Here is a 23648-nt window from a genome sequence, read left to right as displayed (position 1 = left end):
ACACTAGTCTTGATATTCAATATCGCCAACAGAGTACGGCGGGAATACCGCGTACTTGTTCATTTTACGCTTGGCATAGGTGCCGGTTGACGCAATACCGACCCCCCAACTCGGAGTAATATACGGGAAGCTGAACGATGGGCCGAACTTCAGCAGGCTGAACACCTGCCCTATTCCCGGCACCCATTCCAGATCGTAGTAGATACCCACACCACTGGATACGGTTTCCATTGCCCCAGAGTCCCGGTCTACTTTAATTACACGGCCAAAGCTCAGCGCATCCCACACCAGTTTTTTGGTCATTTTCAGCACTTCAGTGGTTTTTTTACCTTCCAGATCGGTGGTGAGAAACTGCAATTTGGTAGCCGTAATGAGCAGATCGCCATTGTTGTCCGCTTGCGCAAAATAGGCCGCGTAGTCGCTGTCCAGTTCGTGGCGCTTGGTTTCCACCAAGCCACTCTCACCAAAGCTGTAATGCACCAGTTGATGCACACCGCGTTTGTCAGCGGGTATGTCCTTGCCCATCAGGGTTTTATATTGCTTAACGAGGCCGCTGCCAGTTAGCCGATAATTCGGGCCCATCAACGCCCAGAAGCTATTGCTGTCTTTGGGGTCAGGTTCCAGGTCGACACCCAGCGCAATGCTTTTTTCTGGCAGTACGTTAACGTCAGCCAACGGGCTAAGGCTCGCGGTATCGTATACAAAAATACGATTGCTGTAGGTTTCCAGAAACGCCAACCGCTGATCATCGGCGAAGTAGATTACGTCTACAAACGTGGTTTTCTCTTCGCCGCCTGCAGGCAATTGCACACGTTGACGCTCCACCATCGCCAATGGGTCACTGGCATCGATGACGGTAAAGCTGCGTTTGCCCAACAACACAATCTGGTTATTTGCGCTGATCGTTACGTCAATCGGCGACGAATCCACCACCACTTCAAACTGCTTTAGCAGTGCAGGTGCGTCAGGAGCGGCAGCGTGAAATACGCGTACCTCCATAACGTAGGCATTGGCTTCTTTGTCCGTATCCTCTTCTACACGGCTGGCAATATTTACCGTAAATAAATAACTGCTGTCGGCAGAAAACAAGGTGAAAAGCGGGCGCTCTGCCTCCGAGGCCAAATCAATCCAGTCCTCTTCAATGCTACCGCGATCATCTGGATTAGTGCGAATAAGATGCCGCTGCTTGCCGTCAGTATCGGTCGCCACAATATAGTGGCTCGATTTAAATGTGCTGGCGGCCTTGCCCTGGCCGTTGTCTATTACAATGTTGTGCAGCTTGGTAGGATTGAGGCCAACCGGAATTTTAAACAAGGGGTTCTGCCCGTAATACAAATCTACCGGCACTGTTTGGTCATCGATATGCAGTGAATTTACTGCGAGATTTTTACCTTTTAACATCACCCATTCACCGGGTGAGAATCGCTCATCGGCAAATGCGGTGCTTGGTGTGTTGCCAAGATTTTGCGGCAGGCTGCCTAAATCGGTCAGCCCGCTGATCGTTGGCTTGCCAGCAACGGCAGGTGCTGTGTGGCTGATATACACTGGGTCAGGTTTGCTCGGGGTGGTAGTTTGGCAGGCTGCCAACAGGCCGAATCCCAGCCCTATAATTATTCCTTTGGTACACATTCCTTTTAAGTTCAACGTTTATCTCCTCAATAATATCCACAGGCCGGTCACAATAAAAATGCTGCCTGCGGCCCGCTGAATAATCGCTTCGAAGCGGGCGTCGGCGAGCAGGTTTTTACTTTTGCTCACGGCAAACGCGTAGCATACCATGACACCACCGACGATCACCGCCGCCAGAATATAGAGGATAAGCACATCCATTGCGTTCACTTGGGTGAGATCAATAAATGCGGGTAAAAACCCCAAATAAAATAAAATGGCTTTCGGGTTCCCCAGCGTAACGACAAGCCCAATCCAAAAACTGCGCTGGGATTTTGGCCCTTCGGTATCTAACGCTAGCGGTTTATCCGCATTGCGCCATGCCTGCACACCCAACCACATCAGGTAGGCAGCACTGGCATATTGAATAAATAAAAACAGCGGTTCCAGCGTCGCTGCAATAAAGCTCATACTCGCCACTACCACAGCGATATAAACGAAGTCGCCCGCAACAATACCCGCACTGGTGTAAACCCCGTGACGAAAATTAAGCGCCAGCGTACGGCTGACCACCAGCAGTACGCCGGGGCCAGGGGTCGCGGCCAATACAATCATGGTTGCGGCGAGCGCGATAACGGTTTCGAGTTGCATGTTGGGTCTCGTGTACAAAAAGCGTTGGTGCAATGGGTTATTGAAAAATAAAGAAGGCCCGAATTCACAACCAAGCCAACACTGCAACTTAGCTGAAAATCCGGGCCTGACGATCTTCTTCGACCTTAGGGTAAAATTTGTGTCTAGTTTACCCTGTGCAACGAGAAGTAGGCGTTGTGATTAACGATTATCCGTCGATTATTTAGCAACTACAATTTGCTTGCCGTCGAAGTAGTACGAGGTAAGCACCTCGCGTTTGCCCTTACCACTGTCGTCGCTGTAATCGGCGATCACGCGCACCTGATAGCTACCGGGCAATTCAGTGGGAAGAATCGCAGAATAGATACCATCGCCCTTCTTCCTGTCTACATCACTGCCGTAGTCGTTCAGTTCAATGGTTTTAATACGTTCTTCCAGTGGTGGCTCTACGGGTTTGTTGCGACAACGCTTGTTGCCCTGCTTGCCTTCAGAACAGTAGTAATCTTCGGCTTCGCTATCTCCGGTTGGCCAGGCTGCCAGTATAATTTCGGCAGTCATACGCGCTTCCTTCACAATTTCACCATTAGCTACAATTTTTGCTTCAACCGCTGGGTAGTCTTCGGTCATACGCGCTTGCGCAAAAATATGCGTGGTGGAATCACCGTAGACCGCGATATCCACGCCGGATGTTTCTTTGTGATTACTCTCTTTCGGCGATGACACTATCACCTTCCATTCGCCAGCATGATCGTCGCGGAACATGCATTTGTAAGGCAACTTCACGTTAACCAAACGATGGGTATCGCCCTTGCGAATTTGCACCCCGGGCTTGTTAAGCCGTGTCGCAATGGTACAACCGCGCGGTGAGCGCAAGCTGATATCAAAGCGGTCTGGATCGGGCTCGCTCCACATAACAGCAAAGGTCAGGTCGCGTTCAGATTTCAGGACCGGTACATCCAGGACGGCCGATTCACCTGGCGCGAGGTCGTAGTGCGGATCGATTAAGGTCGTGCTGTCCGCAGCCGAAGCCGCAATGCTGAGGAAGTGTTTGCGCAGTTGGAGATCGCTGACATCCTTGTTCTCCAGATGCACACCGCCAGTACTCAACGCCAGCGGCGTAAGCTCCGCTTCATTAGTACTGGTGCCAAAACCGACACTGTAGAGGGTGACCTCACTGGCCAATAGTGGCGCAGTAATATCAGTAACGCTGGTACCAACTGGTCGATTATGCAGGCCATCCGTGAGCAGCAGCATAATCTGGCGATCACTCGGGTCCACCGCCGTGGTGAGCTGCGCGATACCCTCGTTTACCCCATCAATAATGTTGGTCATTCCGCCGGCTGTCATACTGTTAATCGCAGTCTGCGCGGCGCTCAGGCTTGCGGCATTCACCGGCTGTAAATTAAATGCCGGACTAAACGGTACAACTACTTCATGGAATTGCACCAGCCCCGCGCGATGTCCTGCGTCGAGATCGAGAAAATCCATAAATACATTAGCCGCATACTTCAGCGCGTCCATTTTAGACACGCTTGGATCTGGCGCCGATGACAGGTTCATGGATCCACTGCGGTCCATCACCAGTACCACGTCGGTATTTTGCGCACCGGTTACGAAGTTGATATTGGGTGTGGTCTCCCCTGTCGCCACATCAACTTCCCGCAGCCGGTCGATCTCGCTGAAATCCGGCGACGCCATACCCGCAGGCGCATCGTCGTAACATTCCGTGGCGAAGCCGGTATTGCCTGAACCGTTTAGTGTAGAGAGGTTATAACGCCCCGTGTTATCGAGATCGGCATTGGGGACATTCACACCCCAAGGCACGATACACACGTAGTAGCTGCCAGCCGGCACCCCGCGGAACTCGTATTCACCACTGCTTACACCTGCCTCCGCATCAAACTGGGTCGCTGTAAAGGCTTCGTACACAGGTGCACTTAAATCGGCAGTGTTATACGCCCACACTCGCACACCCTGTGCGGCAGTGCCATTAATCTGGCGCACACGTCCGCTGATAGACCCGGTCGTCCATGGTGCGGTGCCGGTGGGGTAAAAACCCATACCGGGATTGCTCCGCGCGGCAGCCATTTCATCGTCGGCTTCCAGCGATCGAACATTGTTTTGCCAGGTCACACTGGTACTGCTCACCGCCGGGTACATAGTGGCGGGGCTATTACCGCTGAACACCATACTGGTGTGCGATACCCCAAACAAATGGCCAAATTCGTGGGTCGCGACCGCGCGAATATCGTGCACATTGGGTGTGCTATTGGGTGTGGTGGAATAATTAAAGTTGGTATCGTTCCAAATCATATCCGCGTCGAATATGGCACCGGTTGGCAACTGACTGCCATTGGGGTAGATACCCGGATCCAGGTCACCGCAACCGATATCCCGATTGACGTCGCTGATAATCAAAGGGGGGCCCTGATAAACGAACGTCCAACCGACAGCAATGGTTGTCGCGCTGAAGCCAAATGCGCTGTCATCCCAGGTCACAATATTCTCCAGGTCACAGCCTAAGTCTGAGGTACTTGTGGTACCGCCATAGCTTGCGCTAATCACCGCTTCGGGTACGTTTTCCCAGGCTTGAAACGCGGCCGTCAGTTCGGCTTCCGCGTCGGCAATGCTGATTGGTGTGGCGTTATTGGTTACACCGTTTTCGTTGAGCACCCACTCCATAGGATAGGCAGCAGGAACCCAGCGGCGCTCATGAATAGCAGTTTCCGCCAGGTTGGGTATTTCAATATTGTCGGCCGCCCATGCCGATTGCGGTAAGCTCGAGTACAACACGGGTAACAACAGCGCAGAACCCAACAGTCCGCGCTGGTGGTTGCGCCCGTTTCGATTCATTCTTGTAAAAACATTCAACATGATCCTTCTCCCTGTTTATTTAATTTGCGCTTCAATGGCGCGTACCTGTTGCTGTACGCGAGCATCGTTGAAATAGGCATCTTTCGACGTTGCGGCGGACTTCAATAGGATCTTGCCTTCACCTGCCGCAAAGGTTTTTTTGCCTTTGCCGTAAAGCGATTTTTCATCGGTATCTTTCACAAAAAATACCGCTAGCTCGTTTTCTTTCAGCGCAATCTCATGGGCAGATGTCATGGCAATATTGCCGACTCGTCCGCCCATAGTGACAACCTGTACCGATTTGCTAGCGAGCTTGCCTTTAAGCACCTGCATCGGCGCCACAGTGGCTTCAGTGACAATCACTTTTCCCACCCAACGCGATTCCGTTTTTAACACGCGGCCGACAAATACATCGGAACTAACCTCAGACGCGTGCTGCATTCGCACGCCTGTACTTTCCGCGTACTCGTCAACAGCTAAAGCGGTGGTGCAGGGCAAACCGATACATGTCGCCAGCGCCAGTTGCTTCCATGAAAGGCGCATGCGTGCCGCACCTGCGGCCGAAGCGGATTTAAATAATCGATCAATGGGTTTCATAGTTATCTCCTTGAATGAACATGCTGTCAGCGGGTGATCAGCGTTTACAAAACGGCTTACAACTCGCGCATCTGCGCACCCGTTTTCGCCATCCAGTGTATTCCTTGGTGTTTTTGCAGCATTTACACAACGGACAATCACCGTTAAAAAACGGACTTCTTGTCGCAGGTCCGGTTTTTAAACGTATAAAAATCGCTGGAATGGGATCTTCGATATAAAAAAGCCCGCGCGAGGCGGGCAACTAGCGGGTCACCGGGAGGTGACGGGCGGGGTAGGGGTTTTTCGCAACCGGTTTTTGTCTTTCTTGGAATGGCTTAGAATTCTAAAGCTTTAAAATGTAATTTTTAAAATTACCCAGAGCTAAAACGCAATATCGCGACCTGGCTCCGGATCATCCATTTCTTTTTCAATCCGATCTTTTAACGCCTCATCGTAAGAATCTGAATTGCCATAGCCGGCGGGAATCGCAAACGCTGTAGCATCGATAAGGTGTGCAATATTGTCTTGCACGTGCTCATCTTTAACCTTGTACAACACGAATTCCGCATTGGAGATATTGCTGGACATATCGCGGGGCGTGGTTAAAACCATCAATAATGTCAGCGAGGCATCGTAATCTCGGCGTTCATTTTTGGAACTACCATAATCACCATCCTGGTTACCGTCCAGATACCCGCTAATTCGAAAGCCACCGTAAGGCCCCAGGTTTGGATCGAATTGCGAACCGTGATTCGAAAAAGTATTAATAAACCGATAGCTATATTGCTTGTTGATCGTTTCGAAATAAAATTCGGTCAGACGCGCAGGAATTTCAGCCAACATTTTTGGTTGTGGTTCCTCTTCCCAGCTGCCCTCTTTATCACCGTTCTCTCCTCGATTAAAATTGATCGGTTTAATTTTCTTGTTAGTCTGCGGTCGCTTAAACACCGCAAAACCTGCACCCGCGTGTCCGTCAAAACTAATATGAAACACATTGGTAATCGGGTCAGCAAACCAACTTGGGCTTAACAAATCGCTAAATTTGGGCGCCAAAGTTTTAGTGTCAAATGCGACTGGATCGTAATCCGGGATAAGGCCATATATAAGCGGGTAGAATTTTAACCGTGCGTCAATAATGGGTATGCCATTGCGCCATTTGGTATCCACGCCAATTCGGTCGACGGCGGCAATGTCGCCACTGCGTAACTTGAGTTCACGCCCCGGTGATGCGGTGGTCATCAAGGTGTCTGTGGTGTCTCGCCAGTGGCTTGCGCTACATAAACCAAACAAGGCATTACACTTAACATCATAAGCATTTACCCCAAACGCGAATGGGCTCACAAAGCCGCTGGCGTCGTAGAATTCCGCAGGGCCCGGCAGGGTCTGGCGGGTGTCAAACGTAAGGTTGTGGCCAGGCATTGTTGGGTCGAACCGAAATACATCCAACAGCGACGGCGCTAACAGGGTACTTCCATTGAACGCTTGCAGGTCCACAACGCTGGTAAAACCCAAGGCATGGCCGAGCTCGTGACTGACGACGCCCGCGAAATCATACCGCTCACCGCTGATATCGCCTTCGCGGTAAGCGAAACGCTCTTCGTGCAGCAGATTAAATTGAATACTCGCATCTGCGTGATGTTCGAGCGTGGCACCGTAGGTGGGATCGTACGTAGGAGCGATATTCAATACTTTTGCGTTGGCAAATGAAAGCTCCACGTCTGCCAGCGGTGCGGCACTGTGTGCGACAGGTATCGCCTGAGGTAAGGCAGATATCCAACCCGCCTCTCCCGCGGTCGCTTCCGCCAACAGCGCATCAACTACCAATTCTGCAGCTACGCGCGTCCTTGCCAGTCTTACAGAAGCGAGTATGCCTTCACTAGAGAAATCATGGGGCTCAGCCCAACCCACATTAATACTTATTGTGACTGGATCACTAAACGCCTCTTCCCAGTGCGCAGCGGCACGATACACTGCATCCATCTGTTCCGCACTTAAAGGTTTGGCGGAATCGTTGTTAAATCTGAACTCCAGCCCATGGGCAACGCCCGCCAGCATGCACAGCACACCCACCAGACCTGTCAGAGCAACACGCTTGATCGCGAGCGCGCAGTTAATAGCTAAACCAGCATGTGAAGCAAAATATATAGCAAAATTCCTTGCCCATCGCCGTTTAATAGTACTTATTAAAAATGCCTCGGTTTTTCTATTTCGTCCGTTCATTTACCCGCTCCTTTTTTAACACATTTGGGTATCTCAGCCCCAAGTACGTGACTAGTGATCTGCGCTTTGCCGTACCGTTCCTGTCTGGCTTTAGTCGTTTAATACAGCATTTGCAACGCACCCTTCGGTAATTTGTCACTGCGAACATAAATTGACCAGTGCCAAAATACGCCTCACCCCGTTGCTTGCGGCTTCGTAAACTCCATAAGTTTCGGTGAATGCGCCTCCACAAACATTCAATAAAAAGACAAACACCTTCAAAAAAGCGCTTTCATTGGATTTAACCCACATTTTTCAGTGCTCTCGCAAGCGTTTATGGAAAGGTTTTATCCGTTTATCGCGGCCGGACACACTGTGAGGGAAGTAAAACAATGACGACGTTGCTAAACATGCCCCTGCAGGCAAGCTCGCGTATTGTTTGCGCTGCAATGCTGCTTTGGAGCCTTATCTGTGCCGGGTTTTGCGCTGTCGCGCGAGCCGAATCTTCAAACGCAACAGAGCCAATGCAGTCCATTCAAAGGCTTATACAGGATGCAAATTCCATTAAAAGAACAGATGCCACACGAGCAATAAAACTGGCACACACAGGCCTGTCGCAGCTTGAGGACTCGACAGAGTCGCCAGAAAAACTCATATTATTTAATATATTAGCAATTGCCTATTTACAAAGTGGTGAACTCGCAAGTAGCGAAGAATATGCGCAAAACGCGTTAATCTTGAGCGGAAAATTACAGCAGGATCTAGCGCAAGCAGAGGCGTTAAATACCCTGGGCGCAATGCATTGGTACCAGGGAGACCACGACCTAGCCAAGTCGTATTTTGAACAATCTCTTGCAGTACGTATGGAAATCGAAGATTCGGCAGGTCTCGCCAGCGTCTACAACAATCTCGGCATACTTGAGGAAATACAGGGTCGCTATCACCGCGCCATCGATAATTATTTACTCTCCATCGAAAACGCAAAACGCACAACTCAGAAAGACTTGCTTGCGCGTCCGCTAACGAATTTGGGCGTAGTCAATCAAATGCTTAAGAATTATAACGAGGCATTGAACTACTACCAGGAAGCGCTAACACTGAAACTGGAATTAAACGATTTTCCCGGCGCCGCGCTCGCTTATAACAACATCAGTGAAATTTACCGGGAGCGCGAAGACCTTTCCGCAGCAGAAGCAGCGCTGCTCGCTGGCCTGGCACTCCTTGATAACCAGCAGGCACCACAACAATTAGCGTTGCTTTCAGTTAACCTTGCGGCTGTTTATGTAGAATTGAATCGACCACTCGAAGCACGTTCGCTGTTTAGTCGAGCTGAAGCGATTAACAACACAATTAATAATCCACGAATAAGAATGCACCTCGCTCAAGGGCAAGCGCGCTTGTTCTTTGCAAACAACCATTACCCCGAGGCTCTAACGTACGCAACCCAGTTTCACACCCTTGCCGCTGCAGAGCAGGATCAACAATCCCTCAAAAAAGCGTACTATTTACTCTATCAAATTTATCAGGCTACCCAATCGAGCGCCGACGCACTCGATGCACTCCTGGCATACAGTAATCTGCAAGAAATACTTTATTCCCAAGATAACTCACGATACGTAGCCAGTTTACAAGCCGAATTCGAAAACGAACGCAAAGAAAGGGAACTCGCACAGTTGCGGGAAAATAGTGCACTGAGCGCATTAGCTCTAAAGCGCCAGCAACTGTTCAATTACGGTACGATACTGCTGGCAATTATTGCGCTCTTGGTACTTGTACTGTTCTTCCGTGCACGAGCTAATCGTATACAGACGTCATTGCTTGAACAAAAAGTTGCGCAACGCACGCAGGAAATTCAGGACAACGCGCTCACAATCAAGCAACTATTGGCCGAAAAAGAAGATCTTTTACAGCATAAAAATGAACTTTTCTCGGTTATTTCCCACGAATTTCGCACGCCGCTTACATTAATATCCGGCCCAATAGAGTTCCTGTTTGGCAATAGCCGTAGTCAACCGGTAAAGGACGCCACCCGCCGGATACAGGCCAATACTCATCGGCTCATGCGCCTGGTGGACCAACTGCTTGACCTCGCACGTATCGATCAAAAAATTGCCCCAAAACCCGCCCTGGTCGACGCCAGTCGTTACGCGCAATTTTTACTCTCAAATATGGAACCGCTATTCACCCAACGTCAACTGGTGCTCACCGCGAATATCGGCAAGGATTGTCAGATTGCCGTAAATCCGGAATCGTTGGAAAAAATCATGGTAAACCTGGTGTCAAATGCCATTAAGTACACAACCAAAGGTGGGGAAATAAAAATTGAACTGGCGCGGCAAGAAGATCACGTTTTATTTGCGGTAACTGATAATGGTATTGGTATTGCCGAAGCGGATCAGGCGCGAATTTTTCAACGCTTTACCCGATTGGAAACCGATCTCAGTAAATCTACGCCAGGCACCGGTATCGGGTTAGCTCTGGTTAAAGAGTTGGTCGAACACGCACATGGAGAAATTAAGCTACACAGCCGACTTCACGAAGGTAGCCGATTTGAAGTTCTCTTCCCCATCGCACTTAATGATAGAGCTTCAAACGATATCAATAATGTTAGTTTGCAACAGAATACTTACCCTGGCCAGGCTAACCCCAATACAACCTCGCTGGTATACGCTACAGAAATTCAATGTCTGAGCATCGATTCAGACTCTCGCATGCCGTTATATTTACGACCTGACGAAGATCACTACCACGCTGAAAGCCAATCAAAAGAAAGCCCTGAGCATACAATTCTGATTGTGGATGACTGTGCAGAAATGCGTGATTTTATTGGCCTGTGCCTGGGGCCACAGTTTAATTGTCTCTATGCTGAAGACGGCAAAGACGGGGTTCGACTCGCCTTACAGGAAATCCCAGACTTAATTATCACTGATCTGATGATGCCCACAACCGACGGTTATCAATTCGCCAAGATTCTGCGCGAAGAGTCCCTGACCTGCCATATTCCTATTGTTATGCTCACAGCCAAAGGCGAAGCTGAAGCGCGCCTGACAGCGTGGCAAACCAATATAGATGAATTTATCGAAAAACCTTTCTCTACTACCGAATTAGTTTTGCGTTGCAATAACCTGCTGAATATTCGCCAACTTTTAAGCAGTCATTTGCGAGATCATTTATCTAAGGGATCTACGGAAAAAGGCCGTAGCGAAATTCAAATTAATCCTTCAGATAAGCAATTCTTGCAAAAACTTCACGGCTTTCTTGAGCACAACTATATGGAAAACATTCGCGCACGGGAAATCAGTAGCGCGCTCTGCATCACTGAAAAGCAACTGCAGCGTAAAGTTAAAGCGCTCACTCACGAAACGGTACCAACTTTTGTTCGCAACTATCGGCTACAACGGGGAGCAGAACGTTTAGCCGCTGGCGAAAATATTACCCGTGTAGCACTAGATGTTGGTTTTTCTTCGCAGAATTATTTCAGTACCGCTTTCTCTGCCCGCTACGGATGCTCGCCAACGGAATACAGGAAAGCACAACAAGCCGCAGTTTAAAGATCATAAAATGCCTGCAATTTGCGCTTAAATTTACAGCCATTTTTTCATACGAAAGACTATGGCTAAAATTATAATGGTGATTAAACTCATGCCGGTCACCACCCAAAACGCGTTCGGATCTTCTACGCCAGGCATACCGCCGACATTAATCCCCATTAGGCCGGTAAAAAAGCCCAAAGGTAAAAATATCGCAGCCGCAACAGTAAGCACATAGGTTCTCTGATTCATCGCATCAGACATGCTGTTAACTAACTCTTCCTGTACAACACTCGCGCGCTCGCGTATTGCATCCAGGTCTTCAATATGACGAATAAGGCGGTCGTTAATATCGCGGAGAATGAGCGCAATGTTTTCATCCAACCAAGGCATACGGTCGAATACCAGGCGATTCATTGCTTCCCGCTGAGGCGCGAAGTAACGTCGCAACACCACACCTTGTAACCGCACACCCGCCAACTGGCGACGCACGCCATCTGTATCGCCAGACAACACCAGTTCCTCCAGCTCGAGCATTTTTTCCTCGAGTTGTTCCACCGTATCATTCATTCGCTCCACCAGGCGCTCGTTAAGCTCCAATAAAAACTCCGCAGCCGAGGTTGGCCCGCTACCCTCTTCAAGGCTATTAATAATATCGATGGTCGATAGCAGGCGGCGTCGATAAGTGGTAATAATGCGTTTCCCGTCAGTCCAAACGCGAATGGACACCATGTCCTCTGGATCTTCCCCCGGGTTGGTATTAACGCCACGCAGGGTCATTAACAATTTTTCACCGCGTGAGATCACCCTCGGTCGTGTGTTTTCACTTACCAAGCCTTCATACGCCAATTGGGAAATGCCCGCTTCCTCTGCCAGCCAGGCAAGAGCAGCCGGTTCCTCAAAATTCATATGCAGCCAGAGTATGCCCTGGTCCTGGCGCCACAAGTCCACTTCTGCGCTTGTTAAATGGCGAGCACCGCCATTGCCATCCAACAAAAGTGCATGAGAAAAGGTTTGTTCGGTAATCATTAGCAGCCACTATCCACGGGTTTTTTGCGAGGATAGCATATTCACGAGACGGGCTTTGGGGCTGGAAATTTGGGGCTGTCGAAGGGAAGCGACCAGCCCTTAGGTTGGGCCGGTCACTATGCTTAGTATTACAGTGCTGCGAGTGTTGCGCTGCTCACAGCTAGAACGCCATCAGTTTGTCGATTAAGTGCAACGGTTTGCTCGTAACCGGTCGCTGTTTCGCCAATGATCATGGTCGCAGAGGTAAAGCCTGCCGGAAAACTCAGCACCCACCGATCTTCGCCTACAGCTTGCAATCCGGGTACCTCGCCAACCAGATTCTCTATTCGGAGCGTGTAGGACGGTGTCAGGTTTGCCCAACGCAATATCGCTTCAATGGTGAGACGTTCGCCCGCGCCGATAAGCCGTGACTTGTCGCTCTCTTCGCTGCCACCCGATACCTCGGCAAACAACGTTGGGCTTACATCAAAAAACTCCTCGGCAAAGAAGTCACTGGAAACACTTTCGTCGCAAGCGGTGGAGTCTACGCAAATGCGATTGTCCACTAGGCTAAATGTTGCGTTGTTAATACCCTGGCGCTTGGGCGTGGCGTAGAAAACGCGGTATAAGCCCTCAATGGCTTTCGCTTCAGTAGTGGCAACCTCTGTAAATACCGCTTCCAATTCTTCCGCACTTTCGAAGCTGTTTACCGTAAGTACCTGTTCGCTACTCGCTGTAATAGCCTCCAGATTCTCGAGGTTAACGTTATTACCGACGGCAATTGCATACACTTTTTTACGTGTTCCAAAAAAGTTAGTTAGGTCGGCTTCAATATCTGCAGGAGAACGTGAATCAAAGTTGTGTTCGCCATCGGTGAGTAACACAGCGTAGCCGCGCTCGACAGCAATCAGGTCTATTTGATCATTCCAACGCTCTGCTGCGATTTCCATAGCGCCCAGTAAATTGGTGGAATTACCGCGCTCCAACACACTATTCGGTATTGTATCTATGGCGGCTTCCAACAAATTGATGTCCGATGTGTAATCAGTCAGCAGGGTGATTTCACTGTCAAAACTGTAAATGGCCACTTGTTGTTGCCCGGGGAGTAGGCGCGATGTTTTAGTGTCGTTCTCGTATGAGATGAGCGATGCTTTCGCAGCAGTTTTTAGCTTTTCCATCTCACCAGAGTCGATACTGGTACTCACATCGAGTAGCAGTACCGTTCGCAGTTGCACGGATTCCTTTGGAATCTGCTCACTAGTCAGATAGGATTCCACACCAACGCGCTGATCGTTTTCTTCTACGTAGAACGCATCGGTGTGCAATTGAGTGACTGGTTCACCGCTGGCGACATCCTCAACCCGTAACCCCGCGATCACAAAACTCGGCAATCGACTATCGAACCCCATTAACTCCAGGCTGTAGCCCTCTTCTCCGAGGCAGCTCGCGCTAAGCCCCATAAAATCGAGCCCATTAAACGTTCCTTCACTATTTTGTAGAACGCAATTCTGACCTTCCGGTTGCTGCGCAATAATCACGCTGAAATCTGTGCCGGCGGTAAACGTCTGCGGAAAAAAGAACTCACCGGGTTCTGTAATCGATTTGTGTTGACCCGTATATATCTCTTCCAGCTCCAGTTCGAGGCCGCTTACCAAACCGTCGACACTTCCGTAAAGCGCTACCCCCTGGCCGCTCGGTACAGGTGACGGCGTTGGCGACGGTGATGGTGATGGCGACGGGGTAGGTGTTGGGCTGGGCGACGGACTCGGTGAAGGTACCGGCGTTGGAATAAAGCTGGGAACGTTAGTCGGTACTTGGGGCGAACCCGGGTCGTTAATGCTCGTAGTTCCGCCTCCGGGGCCTCCTCCGCAAGCTGATAGTAGCAATCCTGAAACTGCCAAAACCCCAATAGATCTGATACTTATTAACATATTTTTTACTCCCCACCCTCTTCCATTTGGCACGACTGCGCCTGATCTTAATGCATTGCAGCTAACTTATGCTTTGTAACAATTGTTATGAACATGTGATTCGAAAATAAAACTTGTAGTCCGTAGCAGCCCTGCTGGTACATCTCACTAAACACTAAATTATGTACTTACTATTTCGAAACACCGTTATAGTCTCGTATTTTATAAAAACGCTCTTGAATTATTTTACCGCCAATTTACGTATAGATTTACAGCTTACAAGCTTAAAAAGCCGCAATAGTGATTGAGTAAGATTCTGTGGTGTCGAAAATTTTTATTTTGGCGTAAAAAACTTCTTTATTGTGTGTCAAACCCAATATTGTTGCTTAATTACGTTAATCTTATTTGTGAATATTATTTTTTTATCACTGCGTTGTCCCGAGGTTTGTTCCTTCACTCCCTTGTTATATCGGCGAGTATTTCATCAGCAAGGTAGTTTACGAACACACGCGCTGCAGGTTTCGCAGCTCTACCTGCTGGAAATACCGCATGTAGCGGCACGTGCCCCATAGTCCACCCTGGTAGTACAACAACCAGTTTACCCGCAGAAATCTCGCGACGCGCAGCGGCCAGTGTCATACAGGCAATCCCCAGCCCACAACAGGCAGACGCCAAAGCTACCTCGTTAGTCGTTACCAGCAAATGCCTCTCAAGTCGTAACCCTGTGGTAGTTCCATTTTTATTAAAATTCCACACGGTAGGTGAGCTGCTCTGCATTGCGATTATGCGGTGATTAGCGATATCACTAGGTGACTCCGGCACTCCGTATTGAGCAAGGTATTCTGGAGACGCAACAATCCCACGCGGTAAATCTGCCAAGTGCTTCGCAACCGCAGTCGAGTCATCTAGCTTACCGAATCGAATCGCTACATCTATACCCTCTATAACCAACGCCTGACGTTGATCGTCAGTTATCAACTCCACTTTTAACTTAGCGTGCTCAGCCATAAAGCCAGGCAGTATCGGTACGATTTCTCGAACAGCAATAGTCGAAGACAAGCCCACACGAAGTACTCCACGTAGCTCACCTGTACCACGTACCGCATGCTCTGCGTCATCCAAACTGTCCAAAATTGCTTCGATGCGAAGTAGAAAATCCCTACCTGCATCCGTAAGCGTAACCGCGCGTGTGGTTCGCAAGAGCAAGGCAACCCCCAATTCCGACTCCAGCGCTTTCACAATACGCGATACCGTTGGTTGAGGCATATTTAGCTCGCGGCCGGCTGCGCTAAAGCTACCGAGTCGAGCAATTCGGGTAAAGATGCGATATGCCGTAAGTCGGTCATTCATGATATAAATGAATAATAGAAAGTCATTTATTTAGTCTACTGGGATAATTTTGAATAAATCAAACTATAGCTCCTTTGGCAACAAAATGTATAAACCTGGAGCTAATCATGACACTACAACACATTATCGATGCAATAGAAGCGTCCCCTCGACCACTGCAAGCTAAGCTCGATGCGTTGAAAGAGGCATTCGAAACTCAGCTTGCACCACCCGAAGTCGTTTCAATAATGCAGCGTGCGACTCAGGCTCTAGTAGACTCACGCCAGGCTGAAAGCGCACTCAAAGCAGGGAACCGCGTACCGCAATTTAATCTACCCGACAGTAACGGCGAACCTTACTCACTTCAGCACTTACTAAACAAAGGTCCTCTCGTGCTGACTTTCTATCGAGGAATCTGGTGCCCCTACTGTAATTTCGATTTACGCGCACTTGAGGAGTCCCGTTTGGACCTGGAATCAAGAGGAGCCCAGCTTGTAGCCGTTTCCCAACAAACAGCCGCCAACAGCCGGAAATCCAAGGAAGCAAATCACCTTGGCTTTCCTATCTTAGTTGACACTAAAGGAGATTTAGGCCACCAATTTGGCCTTCGCTGGCAAGTACCGGAGGATCTAAAAGCGGTGCACAAACAACTTGGTGCCGATCTAGAAGTCTTTAATGGAGAATCGAGTTGGACGTTACCAATGCCAGCGCGTTACGTTATCGACCAGGATGGCGTAATCGTTTATTCCGAAGTGAATCCTGACTACACGCGCAGGCCCGATCCGTCGGAGCTATTGGCGGTGCTGGACGGTTTAAAGAAAGTCAAAAGCAGAGTCTAAAAAAATCCCGTGTCTTTCGGCACGGGATTTTGATTTTGAAAAAGCGAATAGATGTAAGTTAAAAACTACACGTCCAGATTAGCCACCGCCAGTGCATTGGTTTCGATAAAGTCACGGCGGGGTTCTACTTGGTCTCCCATCAGGGTGGTAAAGATCTGGTCTGCGGCTATAGCGTCTTCCACGGTAACCTGGAGCATACGGCGGGTTTCCGGGTCCATGGTTGTTTCCCACAATTGCTCGGGGTTCATTTCACCCAATCCTTTGTAGCGCTGGATGTTATAGCCTTTTTTGGATTCGTTCATAATCCAATCGAGTGCCTCAGCGAAGTTGTTTACTTCGCGAGTACGCTCACCTTTGGCTACGAACGCCCCCTCTTCTATTAGACCATTCAGCTTTTCACCCAGTGCAGTAATCACTTGATAGTCATCCGAGCTAAACAAATCGGATGACAGACGAATTGTGTGTGCAACACCGTGGGCGGTCAGCTCGATTACTGGGGTGAATTCACCGCGCTCTTTGTTTTCTTTTACCACGGAGATAAACCGATGGGTTTTGCTCTCTGCGTTGAGAACGTCCAGGCGCAGTTGCAGTTTATCGTTCCACTCGGTTACCAAAGCTTCGTCGGTAAAGCTTTCTGCCTGTAATGCTGGTAGATACAACATCTGGTGCAGAACTTCGTTGGGGTAGAGCCGTGAGAGTTTGTCGATCACCGCAATGCCTTTGCGGTAGTCTTTTACCAGGCTTTCCAATTGCTCACCAGATAATGCTGGCGCATCCGCGGACAAGTGAAGTTTGGATTGCTCCAGAGCCGCATTTGTAAGGAACTGCTGAAGTGCATCGTCGTCCTTCAAGTATTCTTCATGCTTGCCTTTGCTGATTTTGTACAAGGGTGGCTGTGCGATAAAAATATGGCCACGCTCAATTAATTCACGCATTTGGCGGAAAAAGAATGTGAGCAACAGGGTGCGAATATGGGAACCGTCTACGTCCGCATCCGTCATGATGATAATACTGTGGTAGCGCAATTTGTCCGGGTTGAACTCTTGCGCGCCTATACCACAACCCAGCGCAGTGATGAGTGTACCGACTTCGGCGCTGGACAGCATTTTGTCGAAGCGTGCTTTTTCAACATTTAGAATCTTACCTTTAAGCGGCAAGATCGCCTGTGTTTTACGTGAACGACCCTGTTTGGCGGAACCGCCAGCGGAGTCACCCTCCACCAGGTAAAGTTCGGAAAGTGCAGGGTCTTTCTCCTGGCAATCTGCCAATTTCCCCGGTAAGCCTGCGATATCCAATGCGCCTTTACGTCGGGTCATTTCTCGCGCTTTTCGTGCGGCTTCACGGGCTTTTGCGGCTTCAATCATCTTACCCACGACAGATTTCGCTTCCTGTGGGTTTTCCAGCAGATAATCGTTAAACGCTGAGCCCATTTCCTGCTCAACCGCAGTTTTAACTTCAGACGATACAAGCTTGTCTTTGGTTTGCGAGCTGAATTTCGGGTCTGGTACTTTCACCGAAATAATGGCAACCAAACCTTCCCTGGCATCATCACCAGTGGTGGCGACTTTCTCTTTTTTACCAATACCTTCACGCTCGATATAGCTGTTAAGCCCGCGGGTAAGCGCTGCCCGGAAACCTGCTAAGTGGGTGCCACCATCTCTCTGGGGAATATTGTTGGTATAGCAGTAGATGTTTTCCTGAAAGCCATCATTCCACTGCAGAGCAACTTCAACGCCTACGCCATCGTCTTCTCGCTGAGCAGTAAAGTGCATTACCTTGTTGATTGGGTTTTTGTTTTGATTCAGAAACTCTACAAAGGCTTTAAGACCGCCTTCGTACTCGTAGACTTCTTCTTTACCACTGCGTTCATCCAACAAACGAATGCGCACACCGGAATTGAGGAAACTGAGTTCACGCAGGCGTTTCGCTAGGTGCTCAAAGTGAAATTCAATGTTATTGAAGGTCTCTGCTGAGGGCCAAAAATGTACCTCTGTGCCCGTGAGTTCAGTCTCACCGATCACTGACAAAGGCGCTTGCGGTACACCGTGCTTGTAGACTTGCTCCCAGACTTTACCGCCACGGCGGATGGTCAGCTTCAGCTTTGAGGACAAGGCATTTACTACTGACACGCCCACTCCATGCAGACCACCTGATACTTTATAGGTGTTGTCATCGAATTTACCGCCAGCATGCAATACCGTCATAATAACTTCTGCAGCGGAAACACCCTCTTCATGCATTTCCGTCGGTATCCCGCGACCATTATCCGAGACAGAAATAGATTCGTCTGGGTGGATAACTGCCAGAATCTCACTACAGTGGCCAGCGAGGGCTTCGTCGATGGAGTTATCCACGAGTTCGAAAACCATGTGGTGCAAGCCGGTACCGTCGTCTGTATCTCCAATATACATCCCTGGTCGCTTGCGAACAGCATCCAAGCCTTTAAGAACTTTGATGCTCGACGAATCGTAGTTGTGCTCTGTATCGCTCATAGTAAGAAACTGTCTCTTAGTGTAATGTCATTCTTCAGTTCTACCTGCCCGTGTTTCACGTGAAACATTCTCAGGCTTTCATCATCAACCAGCTCCCAGCCGGTGAGAATAGATTTAGGGTCTATCGCTGTAGCAAATACTTGAGATCCTAAATTTTTTAGTGCTTTACCAACAATTCTCAAATTTTTTTCGTCTAGTTCAGCGGGCAAATCGTCTAGCAAAAACACCGGCGTTCGGCCGGTAGTAGTCCGAAATACCAGTGCTTCTGCTAAAAACAGTGCGACAATGACGGACTTTTGTTGTCCTCTAGATAATTCCTCGACCGCTGGGACTCGCGCTAGATTTATCTTTACGTCTGACTTATGTGAGCCAATGTGCGTATATCCCGCTGCTACGTCCCGCTCAAATTGATCTTCGAGTTGCTCATTATAATTACCGGTCTTCGACCAACCAGAAACATATGTACAAGATAGCTCAGCACCCAGAGTTTCCGTAAAATCGAACTGCCCAATTTCATTTAAGAAGTGGGTTTGAAATAGTTCAAACACCTCTGACCGCATAGATTCTATATGTTGAGCTGCTTTTGTTAATTCCTGGTCCCACGGCAATAACTCGGAACGTGTAATTTTATCACGCCGCAGCAAACTATTGCGTTGTTTAATACAACGGGCGTATAGCTTCCAATAGTGCTTGAATTCTTGTTTCACGTGAAACACCAACCAGTCAAAAAACTTGCGCCTTACCTGACCACTACCCTCTAGCAATTGAAACGAAGCAGAATTCATAACCAACAACGGTAGACACTCCGCAAGCTCAGTTGCTGTGTGCGCAGCCTTACTATCGATACGAATCTGTATATCGCCATTACTAGCGCGACTTAAACCTATATTTCGCGTGGTGCCTTCAAATATTTGACCGAAAAGAGTAAAACTTTTTTCGTCATTGTTGATAAGACGGCGAAATTTGTGGGTACGAAAGGAGCGCCCATGAGCCAGGACGCTAATTGATTCAAGAATAGATGTCTTACCAGAGCCATTTTCGCCAGAGATAAGGTTAATACCCTCGCCCGGCTGAAGCGTAGCGGAGCGAAGGTTACGAAACTCAGATATATCTAGGCGACGGAGTGTTGGCATAGTGCGCTGCAGGTGCAGCTAAACGGCGTACTTAAGCAAGCCCTCGCTTCTTAGAGGCGCATTGGCATAACAACATAAGACGAGTCTGAATTTTCAGGCTCTTCCAACAGTGCGCTACTATTAGAGTCAGAAAGAGTAATTTTAATATTTTCCGAATCCAATACATTAGCAACATCCTGAAGGTAACTAACGTTAAAGCCAACCTCAAGAGCGTCGCCATTGTAGTCAACCTCTACCTGGTCTTGAGCTTCTTCCTGTTCCGGGTTATTTGCAATGATAGTGAGAGACCCAGCGACAAGTTCCAACCGAACTCCACGATATTTCTCATTGGACAAGATTGAAGTACGCGCAAATGCTTGCTTTAAGTCCGAGCGATTACCGAGAACGACCTTGTCGCCGCCTTTTGGTAGTACCCGTTCATAATCCGGGAATTTACCGTCGACAAGCTTGGACGTAAATGTGTACTCAGCCGTGGAAGCGCGCATATGGCTGGAACCTAGGGACACTTCGACACCGTCTTCACTATCGTTAAGCAAACGTGCCAACTCGATGACACCTTTACGCGGCAAGATAGCTTGCTTTATTTCGCTCACATCTACATCGACAGGGCGAGAACAAACAGCGAGCCGGTGTCCGTCGGTTGCAACTACACGTATTTCACCAGGCCGCAACTCCCAAAGCATTCCGTTCAAATAGTAGCGAACATCTTGCTGGGCCATTGCAAACGCAGTGCGGTCGATCAACCGTTTTATCTCTTTTTGCTCACAGCTTATATTTATATCGTTACTTCCCTGCTCTACCGCCGGAAACTCGTTCGCTGGCAATGTCGACAAAGTAAAACGAGATTTTCCGCTTTTTACCGTAGCTTTTTGATCTTGAAGACTAAACTCGATAACGGATTTATCAGGAAGGGAGCGACAAATGTCTAGAAACTTCTTGGCGGGTACCGTTATTTCGCCGTTGCCAGGTGCACTCTCGAGCTGTACCCGGCCGATAATTTCAACCTCCAGGTCAGTCCCCGTTAAAGACAGTTGATCTCCTTCAATCTCCATCAGCACATTGGCCAGCACTGCCATGGTTTGGCGACGTTCGACAACACCTGCAACCAATTGCAGAGGTTTGATTAATGCTTCACGTGAAACGGTAAATTTCATACTACGGCTCTTTCCTGCTGGGTCCTGGAATATTCTAATAGTGTAATTTTATACGGAGAAACCACCTAGGTGGTTAAAGTTCGCAACAGATTCTTCACATCTTCACGAATATCCGCATCGGATTCCTGCAGATCACGTATTTTGCGGCAAGCGTGCAGCACCGTTGTATGGTCACGACCTCCGAACGCGTCTCCTATTTCCGGCAAACTATGGTGTGTAAGATCTTTTGCTAAGTACATGGCGACCTGGCGCGGACGAGCGACAGACCGGCTACGACGCTTTGAGTGTAAGTCGGAAACCTTGATTTTATAATACTCTGCTACAACACGCTGAATATTATCAATGCTGACAAGCCTGTCTTGGAGCGCGAGCAAATCTTTCAACGCTTCACGCACAAGCTCCACGCTAATGGAGCGCTGAGTGAACTGGGCGTTCGCAATTACTCGTTTTAATGCGCCCTCCAACTCCCGAACATTCGATCGAATACGCTGAGCAATAAAAAACGCTGCGTCGTCCGGCAGTGGCATTCGTGACGACTCGGCTTTTCGTTTCAAAATGGCAACACGCGTTTCTAGTTCAGGCGGTTCTATAGCAACGGTTAAACCCCAGCCAAAGCGGGATTTTAACCGCTCTTCCAGCCCATTAATCTCCTTCGGATATTTATCACAAGTGAGAATAATCTGCTGACCACCTTCGAGCAGTGCGTTGAACGTATGGAAAAACTCTTCCTGTGAACGCTCTTTACCAGCAAAAAATTGAATATCATCGATTAACAACGCATCGACACTGCGATAAAAGCGCTTAAAATCGCTGATCGCGTTTAATTGCAGGGCTTTTACCATGTCTGCAACAAAGCGTTCAGAGTGAAGATACACAACGCGAGCACCGGGTTTACGCTGAACCAGGGCATTACCGACAGCGTGCATAAGGTGAGTTTTACCAAGCCCAACGCCACCGTATATAAATAGCGGATTGTAGGCACCGCCGGGGTTTTCAGCGACCTGACTGGCGGCGGCAAGGCCCAGCTGGTTGGATTTACCCACCACAAAGTTGTCGAAAATAAACGTGGTATTCAAATTGTGCTTGTGCTGAATGCCACCTTCGACGTCCTTCTTTTTGACGCGACTGGTTAACTGGGAGCCAAAGTCCTGTATATCTCTTGGTGAGACGGTCTCGATTATCGGCCGAGATTCAATTTCTAACAGCGGATCTGTGGAGCGAGGCTCGACGAAGTCGTTACTGTTTTTCGTCGGCTTGAATAGATCCTCTACCACCCCTTGCAACGGAATACGTTCGCGATCAGCGCTACTCTCTGTAGAACCCCCAATAGCACCCTCGTTAGAACGTTCGTTAGACGGTCTACCGCTGCCAAACCTGCTCATTTCAAGCGGTTGAGTAAAACGTTCTTGGGATTCACTGAACGGTGACTGGCGGCGATGTGGTGATTGAAACCCTAGATCGCTGTGGCCGCTATAGTCAGCTGAGGTATTTCCTTTGGGTGGCTGAAAGGAAGATTCATCGCGACCTGTTGAGGGTAATGGATCTGGAACAGGCACGGCAGGAGCGACTTTGGCGTTCCGAACGACTTCAAAACCGGCACGCGCACGCTGAGCAACCGCAATCTCCAGTGATTTTGGCCCGGCATCGGAATTACTAATGATCTCTTCAATACGCGTACGATACTTATCGTTCACCCAATCCTGTACAAAACGGTTAGGTGCGATCAGACGCAACAGCAGAGTAGATGATTCCTCTACGCGCAGTGGCCGAATCCACGTGTTAAATTGCTGAGATGGTAATTCGTTTTGTAAACAGGAGACGCACTGCTCCCAACAAGGGTCAGACAATTCTGATACTCCAATAAAAATAGCTGGCTACCGCCCGTGGCTTGCCCACCCTAAAAGTGCTCCCCACAGCCAGGTGAACTCCCTAATGCTCATTTTTGAGCGAAAAAATCCCTGCGACGCGAAAGTACGCATCGACTTTATAAAATTGCATTTTTGAATCCCGACAACGGGAAAACGACTTCTGAGGTAAAAACGTTATCGTCGGTTTTAGCTGGGTTTGTTTAACCGAGCCACCGCTCTCATAATCGCTGCACCTGAACAAGCACTCGTGCCGTGAAAACCCGTGCAGTGAGTGACTTTGTTTAATACAGTAACCCTGCTTAGAAACTGCGCTTCAAGGCTAACTGTCGATGACAAACAGCACTTAAAAACCTATAACAAATCTTCTTTACAAGGCCGTTTTTCTAAACTGCCAAAGGAACCAAACCTTTACGTCAGGTCTGCGAAGACAGCAACATTATTAATGTTGACCCCGAAGAAATTCAAATAACCGAGAAAGTTATCAACAACAGACTATTGACAACCTTACTCTGTTGATAA

14 protein-coding genes are annotated in these 23648 nt (G+C 48.8%); 2 read left to right on the top strand and 12 right to left on the bottom strand.

The window, feature by feature from the left end; all coding sequences use genetic code 11:
• Positions 1-3: 3 nt before the first annotated feature.
• From TERTU_RS00070 to TERTU_RS00050, 5 genes are all read right to left on the bottom strand, one after another.
• Positions 4-1644, bottom strand: a complete 1641-nt coding sequence (locus TERTU_RS00070) for a lipoprotein (RefSeq protein ID WP_015818067.1) — start codon at positions 1642-1644, stop codon at positions 4-6.
• Between the two features lie 3 nt (positions 1645-1647).
• Entirely contained in the window at positions 1648-2259 is a 612-nt protein-coding gene (locus TERTU_RS00065) for a LysE family translocator (RefSeq protein ID WP_015820862.1), read from the bottom strand.
• Between the two features lie 198 nt (positions 2260-2457).
• Positions 2458-5112: a VWA domain-containing protein gene (locus TERTU_RS00060; protein ID WP_228378219.1), complete on the bottom strand. Its 2655-nt coding sequence runs from the start codon at positions 5110-5112 to the stop codon at positions 2458-2460.
• Positions 5113-5127: 15 nt separating this feature from the next.
• On the bottom strand, positions 5128-5688 hold the full coding sequence (locus tag TERTU_RS00055) for a hypothetical protein (RefSeq protein ID WP_015819677.1): 561 nt from the start codon (positions 5686-5688) through the stop codon (positions 5128-5130).
• A gap of 360 nt (positions 5689-6048) precedes the next feature.
• Positions 6049-7887, bottom strand: a complete 1839-nt coding sequence (locus TERTU_RS00050; protein WP_015820529.1) for an NF038122 family metalloprotease — start codon at positions 7885-7887, stop codon at positions 6049-6051.
• A 371-nt stretch (positions 7888-8258) separates the two neighbouring features.
• Between TERTU_RS00050 and TERTU_RS00045 the strand changes: the two genes are divergently transcribed.
• The gene (locus TERTU_RS00045) at positions 8259-11417 is read left to right on the top strand and encodes a hybrid sensor histidine kinase/response regulator transcription factor (RefSeq protein ID WP_041589991.1); all 3159 of its coding nucleotides are present in this window, start codon (positions 8259-8261) and stop codon (positions 11415-11417) included.
• Between the two features lie 33 nt (positions 11418-11450).
• Here TERTU_RS00045 and TERTU_RS00040 read toward each other — a convergent pair whose 3' ends face one another.
• The 3 genes from TERTU_RS00040 to TERTU_RS00030 all read right to left on the bottom strand — a co-directional run bounded on the left by TERTU_RS00040 (position 11451) and on the right by TERTU_RS00030 (position 15664).
• Complete coding sequence (locus TERTU_RS00040; RefSeq protein WP_015817210.1) at positions 11451-12425, bottom strand: zinc transporter ZntB; 975 nt, start codon at positions 12423-12425, stop codon at positions 11451-11453.
• Between the two features lie 128 nt (positions 12426-12553).
• Positions 12554-14335, bottom strand: a complete 1782-nt coding sequence (locus tag TERTU_RS00035; RefSeq protein ID WP_015817549.1) for a vWA domain-containing protein — start codon at positions 14333-14335, stop codon at positions 12554-12556.
• Between the two features lie 432 nt (positions 14336-14767).
• Positions 14768-15664 carry a LysR family transcriptional regulator gene (locus tag TERTU_RS00030; protein WP_015820848.1) on the bottom strand — a complete coding sequence of 299 codons (897 nt, stop codon included), beginning with the start codon at positions 15662-15664 and terminating at the stop codon, positions 14768-14770.
• Between the two features lie 107 nt (positions 15665-15771).
• Between TERTU_RS00030 and TERTU_RS00025 the strand changes: the two genes are divergently transcribed.
• Positions 15772-16482, top strand: a complete 711-nt coding sequence (locus TERTU_RS00025) for a peroxiredoxin-like family protein (protein WP_015819021.1) — start codon at positions 15772-15774, stop codon at positions 16480-16482.
• A gap of 65 nt (positions 16483-16547) precedes the next feature.
• Here the strand turns inward: TERTU_RS00025 and gyrB are convergent, their stop codons facing one another.
• The 4 genes from gyrB to dnaA all read right to left on the bottom strand — a co-directional run bounded on the left by gyrB (position 16548) and on the right by dnaA (position 23108).
• On the bottom strand, positions 16548-18974 hold the full coding sequence (gene gyrB / locus TERTU_RS00020; protein WP_015819410.1) for a DNA topoisomerase (ATP-hydrolyzing) subunit B: 2427 nt from the start codon (positions 18972-18974) through the stop codon (positions 16548-16550).
• Positions 18971-20107 carry a DNA replication/repair protein RecF gene (gene recF, locus TERTU_RS00015; RefSeq protein ID WP_015819935.1) on the bottom strand — a complete coding sequence of 379 codons (1137 nt, stop codon included), beginning with the start codon at positions 20105-20107 and terminating at the stop codon, positions 18971-18973. Before recF ends, gyrB begins: the two co-directional genes overlap by 4 nt.
• Positions 20108-20157: 50 nt before the next feature.
• On the bottom strand, positions 20158-21261 hold the full coding sequence (gene dnaN, locus TERTU_RS00010; RefSeq protein WP_015820654.1) for a DNA polymerase III subunit beta: 1104 nt from the start codon (positions 21259-21261) through the stop codon (positions 20158-20160).
• Between the two features lie 65 nt (positions 21262-21326).
• Positions 21327-23108, bottom strand: a complete 1782-nt coding sequence (gene dnaA / locus TERTU_RS00005) for a chromosomal replication initiator protein DnaA (protein WP_015819043.1) — start codon at positions 23106-23108, stop codon at positions 21327-21329.
• Between the last annotated feature and the right edge of the window lie 540 nt (positions 23109-23648).

The sequence above is a fragment of the Teredinibacter turnerae T7901 genome, from assembly GCF_000023025.1.
Lineage (GTDB): Bacteria > Pseudomonadota > Gammaproteobacteria > Pseudomonadales > Cellvibrionaceae > Teredinibacter > Teredinibacter turnerae_B.
Note: the sequence above shows the minus strand (reverse complement) of the source record. Positions and strands in the feature narration are given on the sequence as shown.

Coding starts and splice junctions, on each gene's coding strand:
- recF (WP_015819935.1), bottom strand. CDS start 20,107: ATGCCAACACTCCGTCGCCTAGATATATCTGAGTTTCGTAACCTTCGC.
- TERTU_RS00025 (WP_015819021.1), top strand. CDS start 15,772: ATGACACTACAACACATTATCGATGCAATAGAAGCGTCCCCTCGACCA.
- gyrB (WP_015819410.1), bottom strand. CDS start 18,974: ATGAGCGATACAGAGCACAACTACGATTCGTCGAGCATCAAAGTTCTT.
- TERTU_RS00040 (WP_015817210.1), bottom strand. CDS start 12,425: ATGATTACCGAACAAACCTTTTCTCATGCACTTTTGTTGGATGGCAAT.
- TERTU_RS00060 (WP_228378219.1), bottom strand. CDS start 5,112: ATGTTGAATGTTTTTACAAGAATGAATCGAAACGGGCGCAACCACCAG.
- TERTU_RS00065 (WP_015820862.1), bottom strand. CDS start 2,259: ATGCAACTCGAAACCGTTATCGCGCTCGCCGCAACCATGATTGTATTG.
- TERTU_RS00050 (WP_015820529.1), bottom strand. CDS start 7,887: ATGAACGGACGAAATAGAAAAACCGAGGCATTTTTAATAAGTACTATT.
- TERTU_RS00035 (WP_015817549.1), bottom strand. CDS start 14,335: ATGTTAATAAGTATCAGATCTATTGGGGTTTTGGCAGTTTCAGGATTG.
- dnaN (WP_015820654.1), bottom strand. CDS start 21,261: ATGAAATTTACCGTTTCACGTGAAGCATTAATCAAACCTCTGCAATTG.
- TERTU_RS00030 (WP_015820848.1), bottom strand. CDS start 15,664: ATGAATGACCGACTTACGGCATATCGCATCTTTACCCGAATTGCTCGA.
- TERTU_RS00045 (WP_041589991.1), top strand. CDS start 8,259: ATGACGACGTTGCTAAACATGCCCCTGCAGGCAAGCTCGCGTATTGTT.
- TERTU_RS00055 (WP_015819677.1), bottom strand. CDS start 5,688: ATGAAACCCATTGATCGATTATTTAAATCCGCTTCGGCCGCAGGTGCG.